Below are 20,454 nucleotides of genomic sequence, written 5' to 3'. Positions count from 1 at the left end.
CATCCGGTTAAGGCGCCGGTGGCGACGGCGGCGAGGAAGGCCAACGTCAAAACGGCCCCGCGACGCAGGTCGCGGGGCCGGAGACAGAAGGCGGGCAGACCCGGCATGGCGCCGAGTCTAGGACAAGCCCCGCTCCGGTACGGATGGTTGGCCGGACCGCTCGCGGGGCGCTTGTCACACCTTCAGGTACTTGCGCAGGGCGATGAAGGCGGCCATGGAGGGCATCAGGAGGCCGATGAACAACACGTACGGGAGCTTGGCCAGCACCGATCCCCAGCCCATGAAGTCGATGAGCTGGATCTTGTCGCGCAGCCCGACACCGTGGTCGATGACGAAGTACTGACCGGAGACGAGCATGGCGCAGGCGAAGAGCGCGCCGATGAGGCCCGCGACGGCGGCCTCCATGATGAAGGGGACCTGGATGTAGAAGCTGGAGGCACCCACCAGCCGCATGATCCCCGTCTCGCGCCTGCGGCTGAACGCCGAGACGCGCACGGTGTTGACGATCAGCAGCAGCGCCACGATCAGCATGATCAGCATGATGGCGATGGCGGCGATGTTGAGGTAGTTGAGGATCCGGAAGAGGTCGTCGATCGCCTGGCGCTGGTCGTCGACGGTGTGGATGCCGTCCCGGCCCACCATGGCGGAGGTGACCACCTTGTACTTCTCCGGGTTCTTGAGCTTGACCCGGAAGGACTCCTGCATCTGGTCGGGGGTGATGGAGGAGGCCAGAGCGGTGTGGCCGTACTGCTCCTGGTAGTGCTTGTACGCCTCGTCGGCCGACTCGTAGGCCACCGACTTGACCAGGGACATCTGCTTGAGCTCGGACTCGATCTGCTTCTTCTGCTCGTCGGTCACGGCGCCCTTGCCGCAGACCGTGACCCCCGTCGTCCCCGATTCCTTGGCCTTGGCCGCGGCCTCACCGGCCTCCTGGGCGTCCTGCTTGTTGCAGAGGTAGATCGAGATGTTGGCCTTGTCGTACCAGTAGCCCTTCATCCTGCTCACCTGCTCGCTCATGAGCAGGGAGCCGCCGAACAGGGCCAGTGACAGGGCCACCGAGATGATGACCGCGAAGGTCATGGTGAGATTGCGGCGGAGACCGACGCCGATCTCCGACATGACGAACTGGGCGCGCATGACGTCTCAAGGGCCTTTCAGTGCTGGTAGCCGTAGACGCCGCGCGACTGGTCGCGTACGAGTCGGCCCTGTTCGAGTTCGATGACGCGCTTGCGCATCTGGTCCACGATCTGCTGATCGTGCGTCGCCATGATCACGGTGGTGCCGGTCCGGTTGATCCGGTCCAGCAGCTTCATGATCCCGACGGAGGTCTGCGGGTCGAGGTTGCCCGTGGGCTCGTCCGCGATCAGCAGGGCGGGGCGGTTGACGAAGGCGCGGGCGATGGCCACGCGCTGCTGCTCACCGCCGGAGAGCTCGCCGGGCATCCGCTCCTCCTTGCCGCCCAGGCCCACCAGTTCGAGGACCTGCGGGACGGCCTTGCGGATCTCGCCGCGCGGCTTGCCGATGACCTCCTGCGCGAAGGCCACGTTCTCGGCCACCGTCTTGTTGGGCAGCAGGCGGAAGTCCTGGAAGACGGTCCCCAACTGGCGCCGCATCTGCGGGACCTTCCAGTTGGAGAGTTTGGCGAGGTCCTTGCCCAGGACGTGCACCTGGCCGTGGCTCGCCCGCTCCTCGCGCAGGATGAGGCGCAGGAAGGTGGACTTGCCGGAGCCGGAGGAGCCGACCAGGAAGACGAACTCGCCCTTCGCGATGTCGAGGGAGACTTCTCTCAGTGCGGGACGGCTCTGCTTCGGGTAGGACTTGGAGACGCTGTCGAATCGGATCACGGGTGCACCACGGTCGCCGGGAGTAGGTGTGCGTGACCATACGCGAACGGGCGCGAGGTGTGGACCCGGCAACCGGACTTGCCCGATTTATCCCACGGTCCCGGGCGGTCCGAGCGTGATTGCCCCGACGGGCCGCGCCGAATGTCGGCGAAGCTGGCACAGTGGTAGGGGGAACGGTCTCGTTCCCCACGCCGTTATAGGCAACGACACGACCGAGGGGACGAGAGGAGGAGCGCATGACATATGACCGGCTCGTGTGCGCGAACTGCGCCGCACCCGTCAGCCAGGGCCGCTGCCCGGTGTGCCGGGCGAACCGGGAGCGCCTCCAGCAGGAGGGCCCCTTCTCCGGCCTGAACCCCGTGGCCCTCATCGTGCTCATGGTGGTCCTCGTGGCCGCTCTGGTACTGGTGGCCCAGCAGACCGCCTAGTCGCGGTGCCCGCGGTCTCCGCGCCGCGTACCGATCACAGTCGACGGAAGGGCCCGGACACCGACGGTGTCCGGGCCCTTCCGTGCTTCTGCGCTCGCGCTCTGATCTGCCTTACGCGGTCTGCTCCTGCTGCTTGCGCCAGCGGATACCGGCCTCCAGGAAGCCGTCGATCTCGCCGTCGAGCACGGCCTGCGGGTTGCCGACCTCGAACTCCGTCCGCAGGTCCTTGACCATCTGGTACGGGTGCAGGACGTAGGACCGCATCTGGTTGCCCCAGGAGCTGCCGCCGTCCTTGAGGGCGTCCATCCGGGCCTGCTCCTCCTGGCGGCGCCGCTCCAGCAGCTTGGCCTGGAGGACGTTCATGGCGCTGGCCTTGTTCTGGATCTGCGAGCGCTCGTTCTGGCAGGAGACGACGATGCCGGTCGGGATGTGCGTGATGCGCACCGCCGAGTCGGTGGTGTTGACGCCCTGGCCGCCGGGGCCGGAGGCGCGGTACACGTCGATGCGCAGCTCGCCCTCGTCGATCTCGACGTGGTCGCTGGACTCGACGACCGGCAGCACCTCGACGCCCGCGAACGAGGTCTGGCGGCGGCCCTGGTTGTCGAAGGGCGAGATCCGCACGAGGCGGTGGGTGCCCTGCTCGACGGAGAGGGTGCCGTAGGCGTACGGGGCCTTGACGACGAAGGTGGTCGACTTGATGCCGGCCTCTTCCGCATACGAGGTCTCGTAGACCTCGGTGGCGTATCCGTGGCGCTCGGCCCAGCGCAGGTACATGCGCTGCAGGCGCTCGGCGAAGTCGGAGGCGTCCACGCCGCCGGCCTCGGCCCGGATGTTGACCAGGGCCTCGCGCTCGGCGTACTCGCCGGAGAGCAGGGTCCGGACCTCCATCTCGTCCAGCGCCTTGCGGACGGAGACCAGCTCGCTCTCCGCCTCGGCGAGGGTGTCCGCGTCCTCCATCTCCTGGGCGAGCTCGAACAGCACCGCGAGGTCGTCGATGCGCCCGCGCAGGGTCTCGGCCTTGCGTACCTCCGCCTGGAGGTGCGAAAGCTTGCTCGTGATCTTCTGGGCGGCGTCCGGGTCGTCCCACAGGGACGGCGCGGCGGCCTGCTCCTCGAGCACGGCGATATCTGCCCTCAGCTTGTCGAGGTCCAGGACGGCCTCGATCGACCCCATGGTCGAGGAGAGGGACTTCAGCTCTTCGGAAACATCGACGACTGCCACGGGTCCAGCGTAGCCGGTCCCCGGACAAGGCCGTCCGGGCAGGCCGGATCACCCGTACTGATGACGACTCGTACGGGCGTACGCTCACGGTATGACCGTTCTCCTCGTCAAGCGCCGCCATGTCGACCACATGCGTGTCACGACGACGAGCTGTCTGCCGCCGGACCAACCCCAAGCCTGATCCACTTCGATCCGACTTGGTCCTGTACGCGGCTCACGCGGTCCCGGCACCATCCCTGCCGGCGGCCCTCCCCGCCCGCGGCCCCCGCCACCACAAGGGGAACAGGACCCCGTGACATCCCGAAACGGAGCCGTCATGCCGTCCGCGCACACTCTCCCCGTCCTGGACCTGTCCCAGGCCGACGACCCGGCCCAGCGGGCCGACTTCCTGAAGCAGCTGCACGCGGCCGCCAGGGACACCGGTTTCCTGCACCTGACCGGGCACGGCGTCACCGCCGCCGAGAGCGCCCGCATCCTCGACCTGACCAGGGACTTCTTCGCCCTGCCTGAGTCCGACCGGCTCGCCGTGAGCAACCTGAACTCCCCGCACTTCCGCGGCTACACCCGGATCGGCCACGAGCTGACCGGCGGGGCCTCCGACTGGCGGGACCAGCTGGACGTCGGCGCCGAGCGCCCGGCGCCGGCGGTGGGACCGGACGACCCCGCGTACCTGTGGCTGGAGGGCCCGAACCAGTGGCCCGCCGCCCTCCCGGAGCTCCGCACGGTGGTCCTCGACTGGCAGTCCCGGCTCGCGGCGGTGGCCCACCGCCTGCTCCAGGAGCTCCTCACCTCGATCGGCGCCCCGGCGGACTTCTTCGACGAGGCCTTCGCGGACCGCCCCCACCTGCACACCAAGCTGATCCGCTACCCGGGATCGGCACCGTCGGGCGCGGACCAAGGCGTGGGCGCGCACAAGGACTACGGCTTCCTGACCCTGCTGCTGCAGGACTCGGTGGGGGGCCTCCAGGTCGTCCGCGACGGGGGCTACCTGGACGTGCCGCCGCTGCCGGGTGCGTTCGTGGTCAACCTGGGCGAACTGCTGGAGATCGCGACCGAGGGCTACCTGACGGCGACGGACCACCGGGTGGTCAGCCCGCCGGGTGCGGTGGAGCGGTACTCGGTCCCGTTCTTCTACAACCCGCGTCTGGACGCGGTCGTCGAGACGGTCCCGGGCGACTACCTGCGCTCGGCGCCGGGCGTCGCGCACGACGCGTCGAACCCGCTGCACGCCGAGTACGGCCGCAACGAGCTGAAGGGCTGGGTCCGCGCCCACCCGGCCGTTGCGCGGCGCTGGCATCCGGAACTGGTCGGCGTTTAGCCGGCGCTCCGCCCCGTACCCGCCGGGCTCCGCTTCGCACCCGCGCTCTTTCAGCCTCGCCGGCGTGTGAGGCGCGGGTCTGGGGCGGAGCCCCCAGCAGGCTGCCGCGGGCCGGGCTACGGCGTCCGGGGAACGGACTGCTTGCTGTCCTGGGGCGGGGGCTCGTCGCCCCCGGAGAAGGCCAGCCAGCCGCCCAGCCCGGCCGCCGCGGCGAGCGCCACGGCCGAGACGGACAGCACCAGCCTCCGCTTGCGGGCGGCCTCCGCCCGGTGCCGGGCCGCGCCCGGCCGGTGCCCGCCGGCCGGGCGCGGGACCCGCGCCGTGCCCAGCGCCCCGCCCGCCAGCTCGTCCGGCCCGGGCACCCGCATCGAGGTGTGGGTGTCCCGGTTGGAGTCCGTCGCGGAACCCGGCACCAGCGGGACCACGCCCCGCCGCCGGACCGGATCGGCGGCCGGCTCGTCCAGGGGCTCGGGGTCCGGTTCCGCGTCGTCCGGCTCGTCCACGTCCAGCGGCGGCATCCCCGCCAGCATCGGCAGCAGGTCGCGCAGCCGGACCGACAGCTCCGACGCCCGCAGGCGCGAGGCCGGGGCCTTGGCCAGGCACTGCACGATGAGCTGCCACAGCTCGTCGGGGATCCCCGGCAGCGGGACGACCGTCTCCGTCACGTGCCGCCGCAGGACCGCGCCCGGGTGGCCTCCGCCGAACGGGGTGAAACCGGCCAGCAGCTCGTACAGAACGGTGGCCAGGGCGTATATGTCCACCGCCGCCCGTGGGGGCAGGCCCTCGACGATCTCCGGGGCGAGGTAGTCCGGGGTGCCGATGATCCGGGTCGTGGGGGCCGAGGCCCGGCCCGCGGAGGCCCGCCGGGGCGAGTCGATCAGCTTGGCCACACCGAAGTCGGTCAGCAGCGCCGGATGCGCGCCGCCGGGGCCGAGCGGCCCCTGCATGTCCAGCAGGACGTTCTCCGGCTTGACGTCCCGGTGGACGACCCCCGCGGCGTGCGCGGCGGCCAGCGCGTCGGCGACGTCCGCGACGATCGCCACGGCCGCCTCGGGGGCGAGCCGCCGCTCGCGGTCGAGGCGCGTGCGCAGGTCCGTACCGCGTACGAGGTCCATGACGAGGGCGAGGTCGTTGCCGTCCACGACGAGGTCGCGGACGGAGACGACGTGCGGGTGTTCCAGGCCGAGCAGCGCGCTGCGCTCCTGGACGAACCGTCCGACCAGTTCCTGGTCGGACGCGAGGTCCTCGCGCAGCAGTTTGACGGCGACGGGCCCGTCAGGCCCCTCGCCCAGCCACACCGTGCCCGCGCTGCCGCGCCCCAGGATCTGGTGCGCGGTGTACCGGCTGCCGATCTTCCGTGCCACGACTGCTCCCTCAGCGGCTGGCGTACCGCACCAAAGCTACGCGGCCGGGTGGGTGTTGGAGGCCAGCAGGGGGCCGGATTCGCGGCGACCTTCACTTCTGCGGGCGAAATCGTGTCCCAGAAGTCGACAAATCCACGAAGTCGGCCCTACCCGGGTCCGCTTCAGGGCTGGGTGGAGCCCGTGGAGCCCGTGGCGTCCCCGATCGCGCTCACCCAGTCGACGATGTCGGTGCCCCAGGTCCACAGCTGGTCCCACCAGCCCCGGCCGGTGCCGACCCACTCCTGGAGCGGGGTGAGCTCCCAGATCAGCCAGCCCGCCACGAAGAACAGCAGGATCATGACCAGGCAGCCCTTGAGGCAGCCGAGGCCGGGGATCCGCACCGGATTGGCACTGCGGCGGCGCGGTTCGCGCGGTTCCCGGGGGGCCGGCCGCTGCGGGGGCGGGGCCTGCGGGGGCTGCTGGGGCTGGCGGTACTGGGGCTGCTGCGGCTGGGGCTGCTGGTACGGCTGGGGCTGATGCTGCTGCGGCTGGTAGTGCTGCGGCGGCGGCGCATACTGCTGCTGCGGCTGGCGGTACTGGGGCTGCTGCGGCTGCTGGTACTGCTGCGGCGGCGGGCCCTGCCGGTACGGCTGCTGGGACTGCTGCGGCTGCTGGGCCTGCTGGGGCCGGTGCTGCGGCGGCGGAGGCGCCTGCCGCTGCGGACGGCGGCGCAGCGGGTCCTCGTTCGGGTCGAGGTACTGGATCTGCGTCTGCTCGTTGCGGTCACGGGCGGCCTGCATCTGCGACTGCCACGGATGCGGCTGGTCCGGCCGCTGTACGGGGGGCATCACCGAGGTCGGGTCGGCCCCGGGGGCCCCCGTGCTCGGCAGCACCGAGGTGGCGTCGGCCGCGCCGACCGGCGGCATGACGCTGGTCATGGCGTTCGGGTCGTAGGCGTTCGCCGACGCACCCGCCCCGGACGGGAGCATCTGGGTGGGGTCCGCGGCGCCGGGGGTCTCGGGGACCGGCGCCGGCGAGGGGTCGGGCGCGAGCAGCGCGCCGACGCCGAGCGCGGCCTCGACCTCGGCGGCCGAGGAGTGCACGCCGACGCCGGCGGCGACCACGCGCAGAGCGCGGGCCAGGCTCACGGCGCTGGGGCGCTCGTTCGGCTCCTTGCGCAGGCAGCGCTCGACGACCGTCCACAGCGGCTCGGGCACGGTCGACGGGCGCTGCGGCTCCTCGCTGAGGTGGCGGTGGAGCACTTCGAGCGCGGTGCCGCCGGCGAACGGCGGGCGGCCGGTGAGCAGCTCGTAGAGGAGGATGCCGGCGCCGTAGATGTCGACGGCGGAGGTCTGCGGGCGGCCCTCCGCGGACTCGGGGGCGACGTACGCAGGGGTGCCGACGAACTCGTGGGTGCGGGTCAGGCCCGGGGAGTCGGCGAGGCGGGCGATGCCGAAGTCGGTGAGCATCGGCTTCATCTGGCCGCCGCGCTCGTCGAGCAGCACGTTGGCCGGCTTCAGATCGCGGTGCACCACGCCGTCGGCGTGGCTGGCGGCGAGCGCGTCCGCGATCTGGGCGGTCAGCAGGCTCGCGGCGACGGGCGTGAAGGGGCCGTTCTCGCGGAGGTACCTGTGCAGGTCCGGGCCGTCGATGAGGTCCATGACCAGGGCGAGCAGATCGCCCTCGACCACGAGGTCGCGGGTGCGCACGATGTTGGGGTGGGTCAGGCGCAGCAGGACCGAGCGCTCCCGCAGGAAGCGCATGACGATGTCGGGGTCCTGGGCCAGCTCCTCCTTGAGGACCTTGATGGCCACGGTCTCGCCGGGCTGCCCGGCGACGGCCGCCTCCGCGCCGGCGGCCTCCCTCTGGCGTGCACGCCAGACAGTGCCCGTGGCGCCGCGCCCGAGCGGCTCCTCGAGCAGGTACTTGCTGCCGACTGGCCGCACGTCTCGCGCTCCCCTGCTGTCGTCTGCTGTGGTCGATCCCCTGATTGGTTTTCCGGCCCACTCTAGGGGGTGTCCCCGGGGAAGACGCCGGTCCCCGAAGGTTGGTTGCCGCACATATGTGCGGAGGGTGATGTTTGCGGGGTATGCCGGAGGCGATTTTCCCCTTCTTTCCCCGGCTTGCCGTCCACATCCGGCCGAGGTCCGCCCAGGGTCATAATCAATCAAGATCATTTATCGTTGGGCCCCGGGCGTGTTGTCCGCGACAGGTGCGAGGATGCACCCGTACGGACGGCACGGGACGGGAGCCCCGCCTTCCGGCAGACCTGACCGGACGACGCGTCCGTGCCGGGTGGGGGGCGACCGGGCAAGCCATGTCCCGAAACTCCCTGCCGGGCGCACACACCGCGCACCGCGCAGAAGGGACCGCTGACGGCGATGCAGATCCGGCTGACCGTCCTCGGGTCGCGCAGCGGCCACCAGACCGCGACCGCCCCCGCGAGTTGTGACGTACTCGTCACCGCACCCGTCGGCACCGCCCTGGCCGCAGTCGCCTCCGGGCTCGCGGCAACCGTCGGCGGACCCGACACCGGGGGCACGATCGTGCTGTACGCCGGCTCCGAGCGCCTCGACCTCCAGCGGCGGGTCCTCGGTGAGCCGCCACTCGTCGACGGTGCGGTCCTGGCGCTGCACGCGCCGGTGCCGGACGTCCTGCCGGAGGAGAGCCTCGGCGCACCCCAGCTGCACGTCGTCGCCGGACCCGACGCGGGCGGCGTGCACCTGCTGCACAGCGGGCAGATCCGCGTGGGCCGCTCCTCCGACGCCGACGTCCCGCTGGACGACCCCGACGTGTCACGGATGCACTGCGCGGTGACGGTGATCCGCGACGGGCGGGTCGCGGTGGCCGACCTGGACTCGACGAACGGCACCACGCTGGACGGCTCCCCCGTCGGACCGCAGCCGGTCGCCCTGCCGCCGGGGGCGCTGCTGCGGGTCGGCGAGTCCACGCTGCGGCTGGCGCCCGCGGGCGCACCCCCGCTGCAGGTGACCCCCGACCTGGAGGGCCACCTCGCCCTGCCGGGCCGCGCCGCGCCCGCCCCGGGGCCCCACCCGGCACCCTCCGGCCCGGCGACCGACGCCTCCGGCACGACCTCCCGGTCCGTCTCCGGCGGTCCGGCGGTGGCGGGAGGGCCCGGTCTGCCGCCACCGCCCGCCCCGGCCGGTTCCCCCACGCCCGACGGGAGTGAGCCGGACACCGACGCGCCGTCCGGGCTGCGCCCCGGCGTCCCCGACGGGGGGCCGGGCCGCCGCAAGGGGCTCGGCGCATGGGCCCGCAAGTGGGTGCGCGGGGAGGACGTTCCCGAGGCCGCACCGCAGGCGGTGGCCTTCGCCGCCGCACCGGACCCCGACGACCCCGCCACGCTGCTGCTGGCCGCCATGGGCCCCACCGAGCGCCTGTGGTCCCGCACGCCCGGGCAGGCCGGGCAGGCCGGGCAGGCCGGGCACGCAGCGGCCCTGCACGTCGGCCTCGGCGCCGGAAGCCGTGTGTCGCTGCCCGCCGTCGGCGCGCTCGGCCTCGCCGGCCCGCGCACGCGCCTGGCCGGGGTCGCCCGCTGGGTGGTCGCCCAGCTGGCGGGGCTGCACGCCCCGGGGCAGCTGGAGATCGTGCTCGTCTCCACCGACCGCGCCCGCCCGCTCGCCGACCGGCGGCGCGACTGGGGCTGGCTCGGCTGGCTGCCCCACGTACGTCCCGCGCACGGGCAGGACTGCCGGCTCCTCCTCGCGTACGACCGGGACCAGGCCGCCGCCCGCACCGGTGAACTGACCCGGCGCCTCGACGACGGCCCGCTCGGCACACACTGGGCCGCCGCCGATCCCCAACGGGTCCGGCAGGCGGCCGAGGCCTACGAAGGCCCGTACACGCTCCTCGTCCTCGACGGCGATCCCGGGGCCGGCCCGCTGCGCGACGTCACCGGCCGGCTCGCCTCGCACGGCCCGGCCGCCGGGATCCACGTGCTCGCGCTCGCCGACGCCCCGGCCGCCACTCCCGCCTCGCCGGTCGCCGAGACGTACGAGGCCGCGTGCGCGAGCACCCCCGCCTTCCGGGACTGCGGCGCGGTCGCCCTGCTCAGCGGCGACGTGGCCACGGCCGTACGGACCTTCGCGATCAGCGGCGGCAGGCCGGTCCCGTCCGGGGGTACCGCCACCGCCGACGCCGTCTCCGCCGCCTGGGCCGAGCGTTTCGCCCGCGCCCTGGCGCCCCTGCGCACCGGTGAGGGCGCATCGGCCGGGCCCTACCGCCCGGCCGCGGCCGCCCTGCCCGCCACCGCACGGCTGCTGGACGAGCTGGGGCTGGCCCGGGCCACCCCGGCCTCCCTGATGGCCCGTTGGGCCGCCGCCACCGACCAGGGCCAGGGCAAGGGCGGCCTCGCCGAGATCGTGCTCGGCAGCGGGCGGCGCGGGCCCGTCGGCACCGAACTCGTCCACGACGGCCCGCACCTGCTCATCGAGGGGCCCGCCGGGAGCGGGCGGACCGAGCTGCTGCGGTCGGTGGCCGCGTCCCTGTCCGCCGGCGCCCGGCCCGACCGGCTCGGGCTGCTCCTCCTCGACGGGGCGGGCGGCGAACGCGGCGACGGGCTGCTGCCCTGCACCGAACTCCCGCACGTCTCCGCCCATCTGGTCGCCTCCGATCCGCTGCGCATGCGGGAGTTCGCGCAGGCCCTGGGCGCCGAGCTCAAGCGCCGCTCCGAGCTGCTGGACGGCGTCCCGTTCGCCGAGTGGCACGCGCAGCGCGAGCTCTCCGGCCGGATGGTCTCGCCCCGCCAGCCCACTGCGGGCGAGCTGCGCGGCGACCTGGACCCCCACCGCACGGGAACGCTCCGGCTGCGCGCCTCCGCCACCCTTACGGACCCGGCCGGACCGAGCCCGCTGCCCCGCCTGGTGGTCCTGGTGGACGACCTCGACGCGCTGGTCGCGCCGGGGCTCGGCAGTACCGGGCGTCCGGCCGCCGGGTCGGTGGTCCGGGCGCTGGAGGCGGTGGCCCGCGAGGGCGCCCGGCTCGGTGTGCACCTGGTGGCCGCGACCGCTCACCCGGACCGTACGGCGGACACCGGGCCGGCCCGGCTGGCGACCCTTCGCGTGGAACTCGAAGCCCCCGACCAGCCGGGCCCCGGCCGCGGCCTGCTCCGGTTCGCGGACGGCCGTACGGTCCCGTTCCAGGCGGGCCGGGTCACCGGCCGGATCCCCCGGACGGCGACCCAGAGGCCGACCGTGGTCCCGGTGGAGTGGGAGCGGATGGGTGATCCGCCGGCCCGCCGCCCGGTGCGTGAGCTGGGCAACGGTCCGACCGACCTCGCACTGCTGGCCAGCGCCCTGGACCGGGCCGCGCACCTGGTCTCGGCGATACCCGTGCTCTTCCCCCCGTCGTCCTGACCCGCACGTCCGCCCCCCGACGCGGTATTGCGGGGGCGCGCGGGTCGGCGTAGACCTTGTGGTCCGGGACACACCACGGGCATCGGGGGCAGAGCCATGCGCAGGCACGGAACGAGCCGTACGACACTCACCTGGACGGCGCTCGCCGCGGCGGGCGCGCTCGCGCTCACCGCGTGCGGAGGCGGTGGGGAGAAGACCCCGCAGTCACCCCAGGGCGCCACGGCCTCGCCCCGGGTGGAATTACCGAAACTGCCCGGCGAAAAGCTCGAGGTCGCGGCGGTCTGGACGGGCCCGGAGCAGGAGAACTTCACCAAGGTCCTGAAGGAGTTCGAGAAGCGGACGGGGGCCACCGTCACCTTCGTCCCGGCCCAGGATCCGATCGTCACCTTCCTCGGCACGAAGATCGCCGGCGGGGCTCCGCCGGACGTCGCGCTGCTCCCGCAGGTCGGGGCGCTCGTCTCGGCGGTGCAGAACAAGTGGGTGCAGCCGGTGGGACCGGAGGCCAAGGCGCAGCTCGACGCGAACTATTCGGCGGGCTGGAAGGCCCTCGGCGCGGTCGGGGGCACGCAGTACGGCGTGTACTACAAGGCCGCCAACAAGTCGCTGATCTGGTACAACGCGAAGGCCTTCGAGGCGGCGGGCGTCACACCGCCGACGACCTGGAAGGAACTGATCACCGCGGCCGACACCCTGTCCGCGTCCGGTACCCCGGCCGTCTCGGTGGCGGGCGCGGACGGCTGGACCCTCACCGACTGGTTCGAGAACGTCTACCTCTCCCAGGCGGGCCCGGAGAAATACGACCAGCTGGCCAAGCACCAGATCAAGTGGACGGACGACAGCGTCAAGCAGGCCCTGACGACACTCGGCGAGCTGTTCGGGCGCAAGGACTTCCTGGCGGGCGGGACCAGCGGGGCGCTGTCCACCGAGTTCCCGAAGTCGGTGACGCAGACCTTCACCGGCGGCGACCGGCCGGCGGCCGCGATGGTCTTCGAGGGCGACTTCGTGGCGGTGAACATCGCCCAGACCGAGGCGAAGGTGGGCACGGACGCCCTGGTCTTCCCCTTCCCGGCGGTCGGCGCGAAGGCACCGGTGGTCTCGGGTGGTGACGTGGCCGTCGCGCTGAAGCCGTCGAAGGGCGCGCAGGCGCTGCTCACCTTCCTGGCCTCGCCGGACGCGGCGGAGATCCAGGCCCGCGAGGGCGGTTTCCTCTCACCGAACAAGGCGGTGGACCCGGCGGCCTATCCGAACGACATCCAGCGCGGCATCGCCAAGGCCCTGATCGCGGCGGGTGACGACTTCCGCTTCGACATGTCGGACCAGGCGCCGGCGGCCTTCGGCGGAACCCCGGGAGCGGGCGAGTGGAAGGCGCTCCAGGACTTCCTGGCGAACCCGTCGGACGTGGCGGGCACCCAGGCGAAACTGGAGGCGGACGCGGCCAAGGCCTACGGGAACTGATCCCCGTGAAGGCCCCGTCGGACCCTTCCAACCCCTCGGACCCGGCGGCCTCTGCGGCCTCTGCGGCCTCTGCGGCGGCCCGGTCCCAGGCAGCCCGGGGACTGTCCGCGGAGGCCCGGCGCCGCCGCCTGACAGCGGCGGCGTTCCTCCTCCCGGCCCTCGTGCTTCTGGGCGCGCTCGTCGTGCACCCGATCGGCTACTCCCTCTACCGCAGCTTCTTCGACCGCTCCGGCGGCACGTTCGTCGGCGGCGACAACTACCGGGAGATCCTGAGCGACGACACCATCCGCACCGCCCTGACGAACACGGCGCTATGGGTGGTGCTCGCCCCGACCACGGCCACCGCGCTCGGTCTGATCTTCGCCGTGCTCACCGAACGGGTGCGGTGGGGGACCGCGTTCAAACTGCTGGTGTTCATGCCGATGGCGATCTCGATGCTGGCGGCGGGCATCATCTTCCGGCTCGTCTACGACCACGATCCCGACCGGGGCGTCGCCAACGCGGTCTGGGTGGGCGTCCACGACACCTTCGCGGAGTCCTCGGCCTTCCCCAAGGCCCGCCCGGGCCGCGACTCGCCGCTCGCGGACGCCGGCGGGGGCGCCTTCATGACCCGCGACCCCGTCCGCGCCGGCACCCCGGTGCTGTTGCCGCTGGTCGGCGTGGCCCCGGAGGCCCTGCCCGAGGGGACCCGGACGGCGGGCGACTCCGAGGCCGTGCCGGGGAAGGTCACCGGCACCGTCTGGCAGGACTTCACCCGGGGCGGGGGTGGCGCGACGAACGTGGTCGACCCGACCGAGCAGGGCTTCGCCGGGATGCGGATCGAGGCGGTCAGGGACGGCCGGGTGGTCGACACGGCGACGGCCCGCGCCGACGGCACCTTCACTCTGTCCGCGAAGGCCGACGGGGCGCAGCTGCGGCTGCCCGCGGCCAATTTCCGGGAGGCGTACGCCGGGGTGGAGTGGCTCGGCCCGGCGCTGGTCACCCCGGCGGTGATCGGGGCGTACGTATGGATGTGGGCCGGTTTCGCGATGGTGCTGATCGGGGCCGGGCTGGCCGCCGTACCACGTGAGCTGCTGGAGGCGGCCCGCGTGGACGGGGCGAGCGAATGGCAGGTGTTCCGCCGGATCACCGTCCCGCTGCTGGCGCCCGTCCTGGCGGTCGTGCTCGTCACCCTCGTCATCAACGTCATGAAGATCTTCGACCTGGTCTTCGTGATCGCGCCGGGCGCGGTCCAGGACGACGCGAACGTGCTCGCGCTCCAGCTGTACCGGACCTCCTTCGGCACCGACGCCGATCCGGGCCTGGGCAGCGCCATCGCCGTGCTGCTGCTGGTGCTGGTGATCCCCGTGATGCTCGTGAACATCCGCCGGCTGCGCAAGGAGGGGGCGCGATGAGCCGTTCCGACGCTACGCCGGACCCGACGAGCACCCCAGAGCCTGCACCGGGGCCGGCCGCCGCGACCGCCCCGACCGTCCCGTCCGCCGCATCCGCCCAGTCCGCCCCGACGGCCCCGCCCACCCCGTCCGCCCCGTCCGCCCCGTCCGCCCCCAGGGCCTCGTACGCCAAGATCGCCTCGGCCAGGTTCACCGCAGGCGCGGTGCGCGTGTTCCTGGTCGCGGCCGCGCTGTTCTGGCTGCTGCCCACCCTGGGGCTGCTCCTCTCCTCCTTCCTCGCCCCCAACGACCTCAACCAGGGCGGCTGGTGGCAGGTGCTGACGGCGCCCTCGCGGCTGACCACCGGCAACTACGAGCGGCTGCTGGCCAACGACACCATCACCGGCTCCCTCCTGAACACGTTCGCGATCGCGGTGCCGGCCACCCTGCTCGTGCTGGTCCTCGGCGCGTTCGCCGGATACGCCTTCGCCTGGCTGGAGTTCCCCGGCCGGGACTGGCTCTTCCTCGTCGTGGTCGGACTGCTCGTCGTCCCCGTCCAGGTGGCACTGATCCCGGTCTCCGAACTCTTCGGCACCATCGGGCTGTTCGAGACGACCGCGGGAGTGGTCCTCTTCCACACCGCCTTCGGCCTGCCCTTCGCCGTGTTCCTGCTGCGCAACTACTTCGCGCAGATCCCGCGCGAGCTGCTGGAGGCGGCCCGCCTCGACGGGGCGGGCGAACTGCGGCTGTTCGCCCGGGTGGTGCTGCCGCTCGGCGGGCCGGCGATCGCCTCGCTCGGCATCTTCCAGTTCCTGTGGGTGTGGAACGACATGCTCGTGGCGCTGGTCTTCGCGGACTCGGCCAGCCCGCCGGTCACCGTAGCGCTCCAGCAGCAGGTACGGCAGTTCGGGAACAACATCGACGTGCTGGCGCCCGGCGCGTTCCTCTCGATGGTGATCCCGCTCGTGGTCTTCTTCGCCTTCCAGCGGCAGTTCGTCTCGGGGGTGATGGCCGGAGCCGTCAAGTAGCACCGGGGGCGGGGTGGACAGGGGGCCGGCGGACGGCGCTCACCGACCGACGTCCAGCGACCGACGTGCAGCGGCCGACCTGGACAGCTCACGCTCCGTAACCCGAATGCCACACACTGCGTAACCCGATCGCCACGCCGGGGGTTCCTGGGCCATATGCCCGCGCCGACCCCTGGATGTGCCGTGCCCCGGTTCAGCGTCATCGTGCCCGCGTACAAGGTCCAGGCCTACCTCCAGGAGAGTCTGGACTCGGTCCTGACGCAGTCGTACCCGGATCTGGAGCTGATCGCGGTCGACGACGCGTCCCCGGACGCCTGCGGTTCGATCATCGACGAGTACGCGGCCCGTGACCCCCGGGTGACCGCCGTGCACCTGGTGCACAACCTGGGCCTGGGGCCCGCCCGCAACGCGGGTCTGGCCCGGGCCACCGGCGACTACCTGCTCTTCCTCGACGGCGACGACACCCTCGCCCCCGGCGCCCTCCAGGCCATCACCGACCGGCTGAAGGCCACCGGCTCCCCCGACGTCCTGGTCTACGACTACGCGCGCGCCTTCTGGTCGGGCGAAGTGGTGCGCAACCGCCTCTCGCACCGGCTGTCCGAGGAGGGCCCGGCGAGCTTCCGGCTCGCCGACCGCCCGGCTCTGCTCGCCATGCTGATGGTGGTGTGGAACAAGGCGTACCGCCGCGAGTACGTGGAACGCGAGGGCCTCGAATTCCCGCCCGGCCTCTACGAGGACACCCCCTGGACCTACCCGGCGCTGCTGGCCGCGGAGTCCGTCGCCGTCCTGGACCGGGTCTGCGTCCACTACCGCCAGCGGCGCACCGGCTCGATCCTGACCACCCGCAGCCGCCGCCACCTCGACATCTTCGACCAGTACGACCGGGTCTTCGGTTACCTCGCCGGCCGCCCCGAGCTGGAGCGCTGGCGCTCCGCCGTGCACCGCCGCATGGCCGAGCACTTCTGCGCCCTGTACGCCGACCCGCGCCGCCTCCCGCGCGCCGGCCGGGCCGAGTTCTTCAGCCGGGCCTCCGCCCTGCTGCGCCGCTACCGGGCCCCGGGCGGCCGCAGCGCCCTGCCGCTGTCCCTGTCGCGGACCGACCGCGTCCGGCACACCCTCATGCGGCTGGGCACCCGGCGCACGTATGGGCTGCTGTCGGCGCTGCGCTCCGCCGGGCTGGCGCTGGGCCGTACGGCCTCGGCCCTGCGGCCGGGGATGCGCGAGACGGCCCTGCGCCTGCACTACCGGATCCAGCGCTTGCGTCCCCTCCGACCTGAGCTGGCGGTCTTCACCGCGTACTGGCACGGCGGGTACGCCTGCAACCCGGCGGCGATCGAGGCGAAGCTGCGGGAGCTGGCGCCGCGGATGCGGACTGCCTGGATCTGCGACCCGGCGCACGCCTGGACCCTCCCCCGGGAGACGGCGGCGCTGCGCCCGGGCTCTGCGGCGTACTGGACCGCCCTGGCCCGGGCCACGTACCTGGTCACGAACGTCAACTTCGACCGCGCCCTGGTCAAGCGCCCGGGCCAGATCCTCCTGCAGACCCAGCACGGCACCCCGCTCAAGCGGGTCGGCCTCGATCTCCAGGACCGGCCGGCGGCCGCCCCGACCGCCGACTTCGCGGGCCTGCTGCGCGGCGCCGACCAGTGGGACTACCTGCTCTCAGCGAACCGGCACTCCACCCTGGTCTGGGAGAAGGCCGTCCCGTCCTCCTACACGACGCTGGAGTACGGCTACCCGCGCAACGACGTCTTCCACCGGGCCACCCAGGCGGACGTCCTCGAACTGCGCGAACGCCTGGGCATCCCGGCGGGCTCGACGGCGATCCTGTACGCCCCGACCCACCGCGACTACCGGCGCAGCCGCCCGGACCACCTGGATTTCGAGCGGGTGCTGCGCGACCTCGGCCCGCGCTTCACGCTGCTGACCCGCACGCACCTCACGTACGCGGACGCCGACCGCTCGTGGGAGCCGCACCCCCGCCTCCTGGACGTCTCCTCACACCCTTCGGTGGAGGAGCTCTGCCTCGCCTCCGACGCACTCGTCACGGACTACTCGTCCCTGATGTTCGACTACGCGGCGCTGGACCGGCCGATCGTGATCCACGCGGACGACTGGGAGGCGTACGAGGCGGCCCGCGGCACGTACTTCGACCTGCGATCGTGCCCGCCGGGCGCGATCGCCAGGACCCAGGACGAGCTGGTGGACATCTTCACCACGGGCCACTGGCAGGGTTCGCGCTCCGCCCAGCTGCGGGCGGCCTTCCGCTCGCGCTTCTGCTCGTACGACGACGGCCACGCGGCGGAACGCGTGGTGCGCCGCGTCTTCCTGGGCCAGCCCACCCCGATCCGGGCGATCCTCCCCCTGGAGGACCGCCGTCCCACTCCCGCGGCTCCCGCTCCGGTCCAGGCCTCCGAACCGGCCCTGGCCCGCCTCTGGCCGTAGCTCCTGCCCGCCGCTGTCGCGGGGCCCCGCCCCCGTACCGTGGGGTCCGCATACGGGCCGCAGGGGTCAGACGGTCTGGAGCCCCGCCACCACCGAGCGCGCCAGCTCGTCCAGATACCCGGCGGGGACCTCCTCCCGGACGACCACCTGCCGCCAGTACAGCGGCCCGATCACCAGATCGAACGCCCGCCCCGCGTCGGCCCCCTCCGGAAGGTCCCCGCGCGCGACCGCCTCGCCGACGATGCCCGCGGCGATCCGCCGCTGCCCGTCCAGCAGCGCTCCCCGTACCGCGTCGGCGATCTCCGGGTTCCGCGCGGCCTCCACCAGCAGGTCGGGGATCACCGCGGACGCCACCGGGTGCTTCAGTACGTGCGACATGACTTCCAGCAGGGCTCGTACGTCCCCGTACAGCGAGCCCGTCGCCGGTACCGGCAGGCCGTCCGCCGCGAAGGCGCCGACCAGGTCGAGCACCAGGTGGAGCTTCGACTTCCAGCGCCGGTACACCGCGGTCTTGCCGACCCCGGCCCGCCGCGCGATGCCCTCGATGGACATCTTCGAGAAGCCGACCGCGGCCAGTTCCTCCACCACCGCCTCCCGAATCGCCTCGGTCACGTCCTCACGCAGTACGGCGGCCCCGGCGGGGGCGCGGCGGGCGGGAGCTGAGGAGGAGGCAGAGGAAGAGGAGGAGGCGGGGTCCGTGGTCATGCGCAGAGCATATCCGCGCACACGACACGACGATACGGTTGCGTTCCGTCGCGCCACGACCTAATCTCACCGTAGCGACGATACGGTCCCGTCCTATCGTCAGCGCCGACGTCCTCGACCCCGTCGAAAGCGACCTCTGTGACGACCGCGACCGCACCCAAGACCGCGCCCGCGACCTCCGCGGAACTCGCGGAACTGGCCGCCGCCCACGGCCTCACCCTCAGCGGCGCCCGCCCCACGCTCCCCCGCTACATCGCGGAGCTCTGGGCCCGACGCCACTTCGTGACCGCCTACGCAACGGCCCGCATGCAGGCCACGTACAGCACGGCCCGGCTCGGCCAGGTCTGGCATCTGGTGACCCCGCTGCTCAATGCGGCCGTCTACTACTTCATCTTCGGCATCGTGATGAAGGCCAGCCACGACGTGCCGGACTACGTCCCCTTCCTGATCACCGGCGTCTTCGTCTGGGACTTCATCGGCAGCTCCGTCAACGCCGGCACCCGCGCCGTGCACGGCAACCTCGGACTGGTCCGCGCCCTGCGCTTCCCCCGCGCGAGCCTGCCCATCTCCACCGTCGTCCAGCTCTTCCAGCAGCTGCTCGTCACCATGGGCGCCCTGGCCGTCCTGCTGCTCGCCTTCGGCCAGACGCCCGCCCCGTCCTGGCTGCTGGCCGTCCCGATCCTGCTGCTGACGGCCGTCTTCGCCGGCGGCTGCGCCATGATCATGGCCCGTATCGGCAGCAAGAGCCCGGACGTCAGCCAGCTGATGCCGTTCGTCCTGCGCACCTGGATGTACTCGTCGGGCGTCATGTGGTCCATCGACCAGATGCTCACGACGGACCACCTGCCGCACTGGGTGCTGCTGATGCTCAAGGCCAACCCGGCGGCCGTCTACATCGACCTGATGCGCTTCGCGCTGATCGACAGCTTCGAGGCGCATTCGCTCCCGCACCACGTGTGGCCGATCGCCGTCGGCTGGGCACTGCTCGCAGGCGTCGGCGGCTTCGTCTGGTTCTGGAAGGCAGAAGAGGAGTACGGCCGTGGCTGAGACCGACACGAAGACCGGCGCGAGGACCGGCGGAAAGACCGGGACCCGTGTGCCCACCGTGATCGCGGACGGCGTCCACGTCGTCTACAAGGTGCACGGCGGCGGCCGCAAGGGGGGCGCCACGGCGGCGCTCAGCCGCCTCTTCTCCCACCGACCGGCCCCCGGCCTCACGGAGGTGCACGCCGTCAAGGGCGTCTCCTTCACCGCGTACGAGGGCGAGGCCATCGGCCTCATCGGCTCCAACGGCTCCGGCAAGTCCACCCTGCTCAAGGCCATCGCCGGCCTCCAGCCGGTCGCAAGGGGCAGGGTCTACTCCCACGGCCGGCCCTCCCTGCTGGGCGTCAACGCCGCGCTGATGAACGACCTGACCGGCGAACGCAACGTCGTCCTCGGCGGCCTCGCGATGGGCATGTCCCGGCAGCAGATCCGCGAGCGCTACCAGGGCATCGTCGACTTCTCCGGCATCAACGAGAAGGACGACTTCATCTCCCTGCCGATGCGGACGTACTCCTCCGGCATGGGCGCCCGCCTGCGGTTCTCCATCGCCGCCGCCAAGGACCACGACGTCCTGATGATCGACGAGGCCCTGGCCACCGGCGACGCAGCCTTCCAGCGCCGCAGCCAGGCCCGCATCGAAGAACTCCGCGAGCGCGCCGGCACCGTCTTCCTCGTCAGCCACGGCATCAACACGGTCCGCGAAACCTGCGACCGCGCGATCTGGCTGGAATCGGGCGTCCTGCGCATGGACGGCCCGTCCGAGGAGGTCTGCGCCGCGTACGAGGCCTTCACCAGGGGTTAGAGCGTGTCGTGCCGATCACGCCCTCACGCATCCCGTGACAGCAGAAGGCCCCGGCCCCCGGAACGTGTTCCGG

The 20,454-nt window shown here is 72.6% G+C and carries 15 protein-coding genes; 9 read left to right on the top strand and 6 right to left on the bottom strand.

Annotated elements, in window-relative coordinates; translation table 11 throughout:
- Positions 1-174: 174 nt before the first annotated feature.
- Both ftsX and ftsE read right to left on the bottom strand, forming a co-directional pair.
- Positions 175-1,137, bottom strand: coding sequence for a permease-like cell division protein FtsX (ftsX, locus tag ACWGIF_RS34395; RefSeq protein ID WP_453503392.1), 963 nt, complete (start codon positions 1,135-1,137; stop codon positions 175-177).
- A 17-nt stretch (positions 1,138-1,154) separates the two neighbouring features.
- Positions 1,155-1,844 carry a cell division ATP-binding protein FtsE gene (ftsE, locus tag ACWGIF_RS34390; RefSeq protein ID WP_030011324.1) on the bottom strand — a complete coding sequence of 230 codons (690 nt, stop codon included), beginning with the start codon at positions 1,842-1,844 and terminating at the stop codon, positions 1,155-1,157.
- Between the two features lie 236 nt (positions 1,845-2,080).
- On the opposite strand from ftsE, the gene ACWGIF_RS34385 reads away from it, so the two are divergent.
- Positions 2,081-2,272, top strand: coding sequence for a hypothetical protein (locus ACWGIF_RS34385; RefSeq protein ID WP_030662818.1), 192 nt, complete (start codon positions 2,081-2,083; stop codon positions 2,270-2,272).
- 111 nt (positions 2,273-2,383) lie between these two features.
- On the opposite strand, the gene prfB is transcribed toward ACWGIF_RS34385, so the two are convergent.
- Complete coding sequence (gene prfB / locus ACWGIF_RS34380) at positions 2,384-3,493, bottom strand: peptide chain release factor 2 (protein WP_453503390.1); 1,110 nt, start codon at positions 3,491-3,493, stop codon at positions 2,384-2,386.
- A 316-nt stretch (positions 3,494-3,809) separates the two neighbouring features.
- On the opposite strand from prfB, the gene ACWGIF_RS34375 reads away from it, so the two are divergent.
- On the top strand, positions 3,810-4,811 hold the full coding sequence (locus ACWGIF_RS34375) for an isopenicillin N synthase family dioxygenase (protein ID WP_453503395.1): 1,002 nt from the start codon (positions 3,810-3,812) through the stop codon (positions 4,809-4,811).
- Positions 4,812-4,927: 116 nt separating this feature from the next.
- On the opposite strand, the gene ACWGIF_RS34370 is transcribed toward ACWGIF_RS34375, so the two are convergent.
- Both ACWGIF_RS34370 and ACWGIF_RS34365 read right to left on the bottom strand, forming a co-directional pair.
- The gene (locus ACWGIF_RS34370) at positions 4,928-6,175 is read right to left on the bottom strand and encodes a serine/threonine-protein kinase (protein WP_453503389.1); all 1,248 of its coding nucleotides are present in this window, start codon (positions 6,173-6,175) and stop codon (positions 4,928-4,930) included.
- A gap of 161 nt (positions 6,176-6,336) precedes the next feature.
- On the bottom strand, positions 6,337-8,100 hold the full coding sequence (locus tag ACWGIF_RS34365) for a protein kinase domain-containing protein (RefSeq protein ID WP_453503387.1): 1,764 nt from the start codon (positions 8,098-8,100) through the stop codon (positions 6,337-6,339).
- 435 nt (positions 8,101-8,535) lie between these two features.
- Between ACWGIF_RS34365 and ACWGIF_RS34360 the strand changes: the two genes are divergently transcribed.
- From ACWGIF_RS34360 to ACWGIF_RS34340, 5 genes are all read left to right on the top strand, one after another.
- The gene (locus ACWGIF_RS34360) at positions 8,536-11,529 is read left to right on the top strand and encodes an FHA domain-containing protein (protein WP_453503385.1); all 2,994 of its coding nucleotides are present in this window, start codon (positions 8,536-8,538) and stop codon (positions 11,527-11,529) included.
- Between the two features lie 96 nt (positions 11,530-11,625).
- Positions 11,626-12,984, top strand: a complete 1,359-nt coding sequence (locus ACWGIF_RS34355) for an ABC transporter substrate-binding protein (protein ID WP_453503384.1) — start codon at positions 11,626-11,628, stop codon at positions 12,982-12,984.
- Positions 12,985-13,085: 101 nt separating this feature from the next.
- Complete coding sequence (locus ACWGIF_RS34350) at positions 13,086-14,378, top strand: carbohydrate ABC transporter permease (RefSeq protein WP_453503393.1); 1,293 nt, start codon at positions 13,086-13,088, stop codon at positions 14,376-14,378.
- Positions 14,375-15,385, top strand: coding sequence for a carbohydrate ABC transporter permease (locus tag ACWGIF_RS34345; RefSeq protein WP_453503382.1), 1,011 nt, complete (start codon positions 14,375-14,377; stop codon positions 15,383-15,385). The genes ACWGIF_RS34350 and ACWGIF_RS34345 overlap by 4 nt, the downstream gene beginning before the upstream one ends.
- A 183-nt stretch (positions 15,386-15,568) precedes the next feature.
- Positions 15,569-17,830 (top strand): bifunctional glycosyltransferase/CDP-glycerol:glycerophosphate glycerophosphotransferase, encoded by a 2,262-nt coding sequence (locus ACWGIF_RS34340; RefSeq protein WP_453503381.1) that lies wholly within the window; start codon positions 15,569-15,571, stop codon positions 17,828-17,830.
- Positions 17,831-17,896: 66 nt separating this feature from the next.
- On the opposite strand, the gene ACWGIF_RS34335 is transcribed toward ACWGIF_RS34340, so the two are convergent.
- Positions 17,897-18,535, bottom strand: a complete 639-nt coding sequence (locus tag ACWGIF_RS34335; protein WP_453503380.1) for a TetR/AcrR family transcriptional regulator — start codon at positions 18,533-18,535, stop codon at positions 17,897-17,899.
- Between the two features lie 138 nt (positions 18,536-18,673).
- On the opposite strand from ACWGIF_RS34335, the gene ACWGIF_RS34330 reads away from it, so the two are divergent.
- On the top strand, positions 18,674-19,582 hold the full coding sequence (locus ACWGIF_RS34330) for an ABC transporter permease (protein WP_453503378.1): 909 nt from the start codon (positions 18,674-18,676) through the stop codon (positions 19,580-19,582).
- Positions 19,575-20,381: an ABC transporter ATP-binding protein gene (locus ACWGIF_RS34325; protein WP_453503377.1), complete on the top strand. Its 807-nt coding sequence runs from the start codon at positions 19,575-19,577 to the stop codon at positions 20,379-20,381. Before ACWGIF_RS34330 ends, ACWGIF_RS34325 begins: the two co-directional genes overlap by 8 nt.
- The last annotated feature ends 73 nt before the right edge of the window (positions 20,382-20,454 follow it).

The organism is Streptomyces sp. NPDC054849 (assembly GCF_053610945.1).
Note: the sequence above shows the minus strand (reverse complement) of the source record. Positions and strands in the feature narration are given on the sequence as shown.

Bases quoted from the DNA above. Each gene is read 5' to 3' on its own strand.
- ftsX (WP_453503392.1), bottom strand. From the start codon at position 1,137: ATGCGCGCCCAGTTCGTCATGTCGGAGATCGGCGTCGGTCTCCGCCGC.
- ACWGIF_RS34385 (WP_030662818.1), top strand. From the start codon at position 2,081: ATGACATATGACCGGCTCGTGTGCGCGAACTGCGCCGCACCCGTCAGC.
- ACWGIF_RS34375 (WP_453503395.1), top strand. From the start codon at position 3,810: ATGCCGTCCGCGCACACTCTCCCCGTCCTGGACCTGTCCCAGGCCGAC.
- ACWGIF_RS34360 (WP_453503385.1), top strand. From the start codon at position 8,536: ATGCAGATCCGGCTGACCGTCCTCGGGTCGCGCAGCGGCCACCAGACC.
- ACWGIF_RS34335 (WP_453503380.1), bottom strand. From the start codon at position 18,535: ATGACCACGGACCCCGCCTCCTCCTCTTCCTCTGCCTCCTCCTCAGCT.
- ACWGIF_RS34345 (WP_453503382.1), top strand. From the start codon at position 14,375: ATGAGCCGTTCCGACGCTACGCCGGACCCGACGAGCACCCCAGAGCCT.
- ACWGIF_RS34355 (WP_453503384.1), top strand. From the start codon at position 11,626: ATGCGCAGGCACGGAACGAGCCGTACGACACTCACCTGGACGGCGCTC.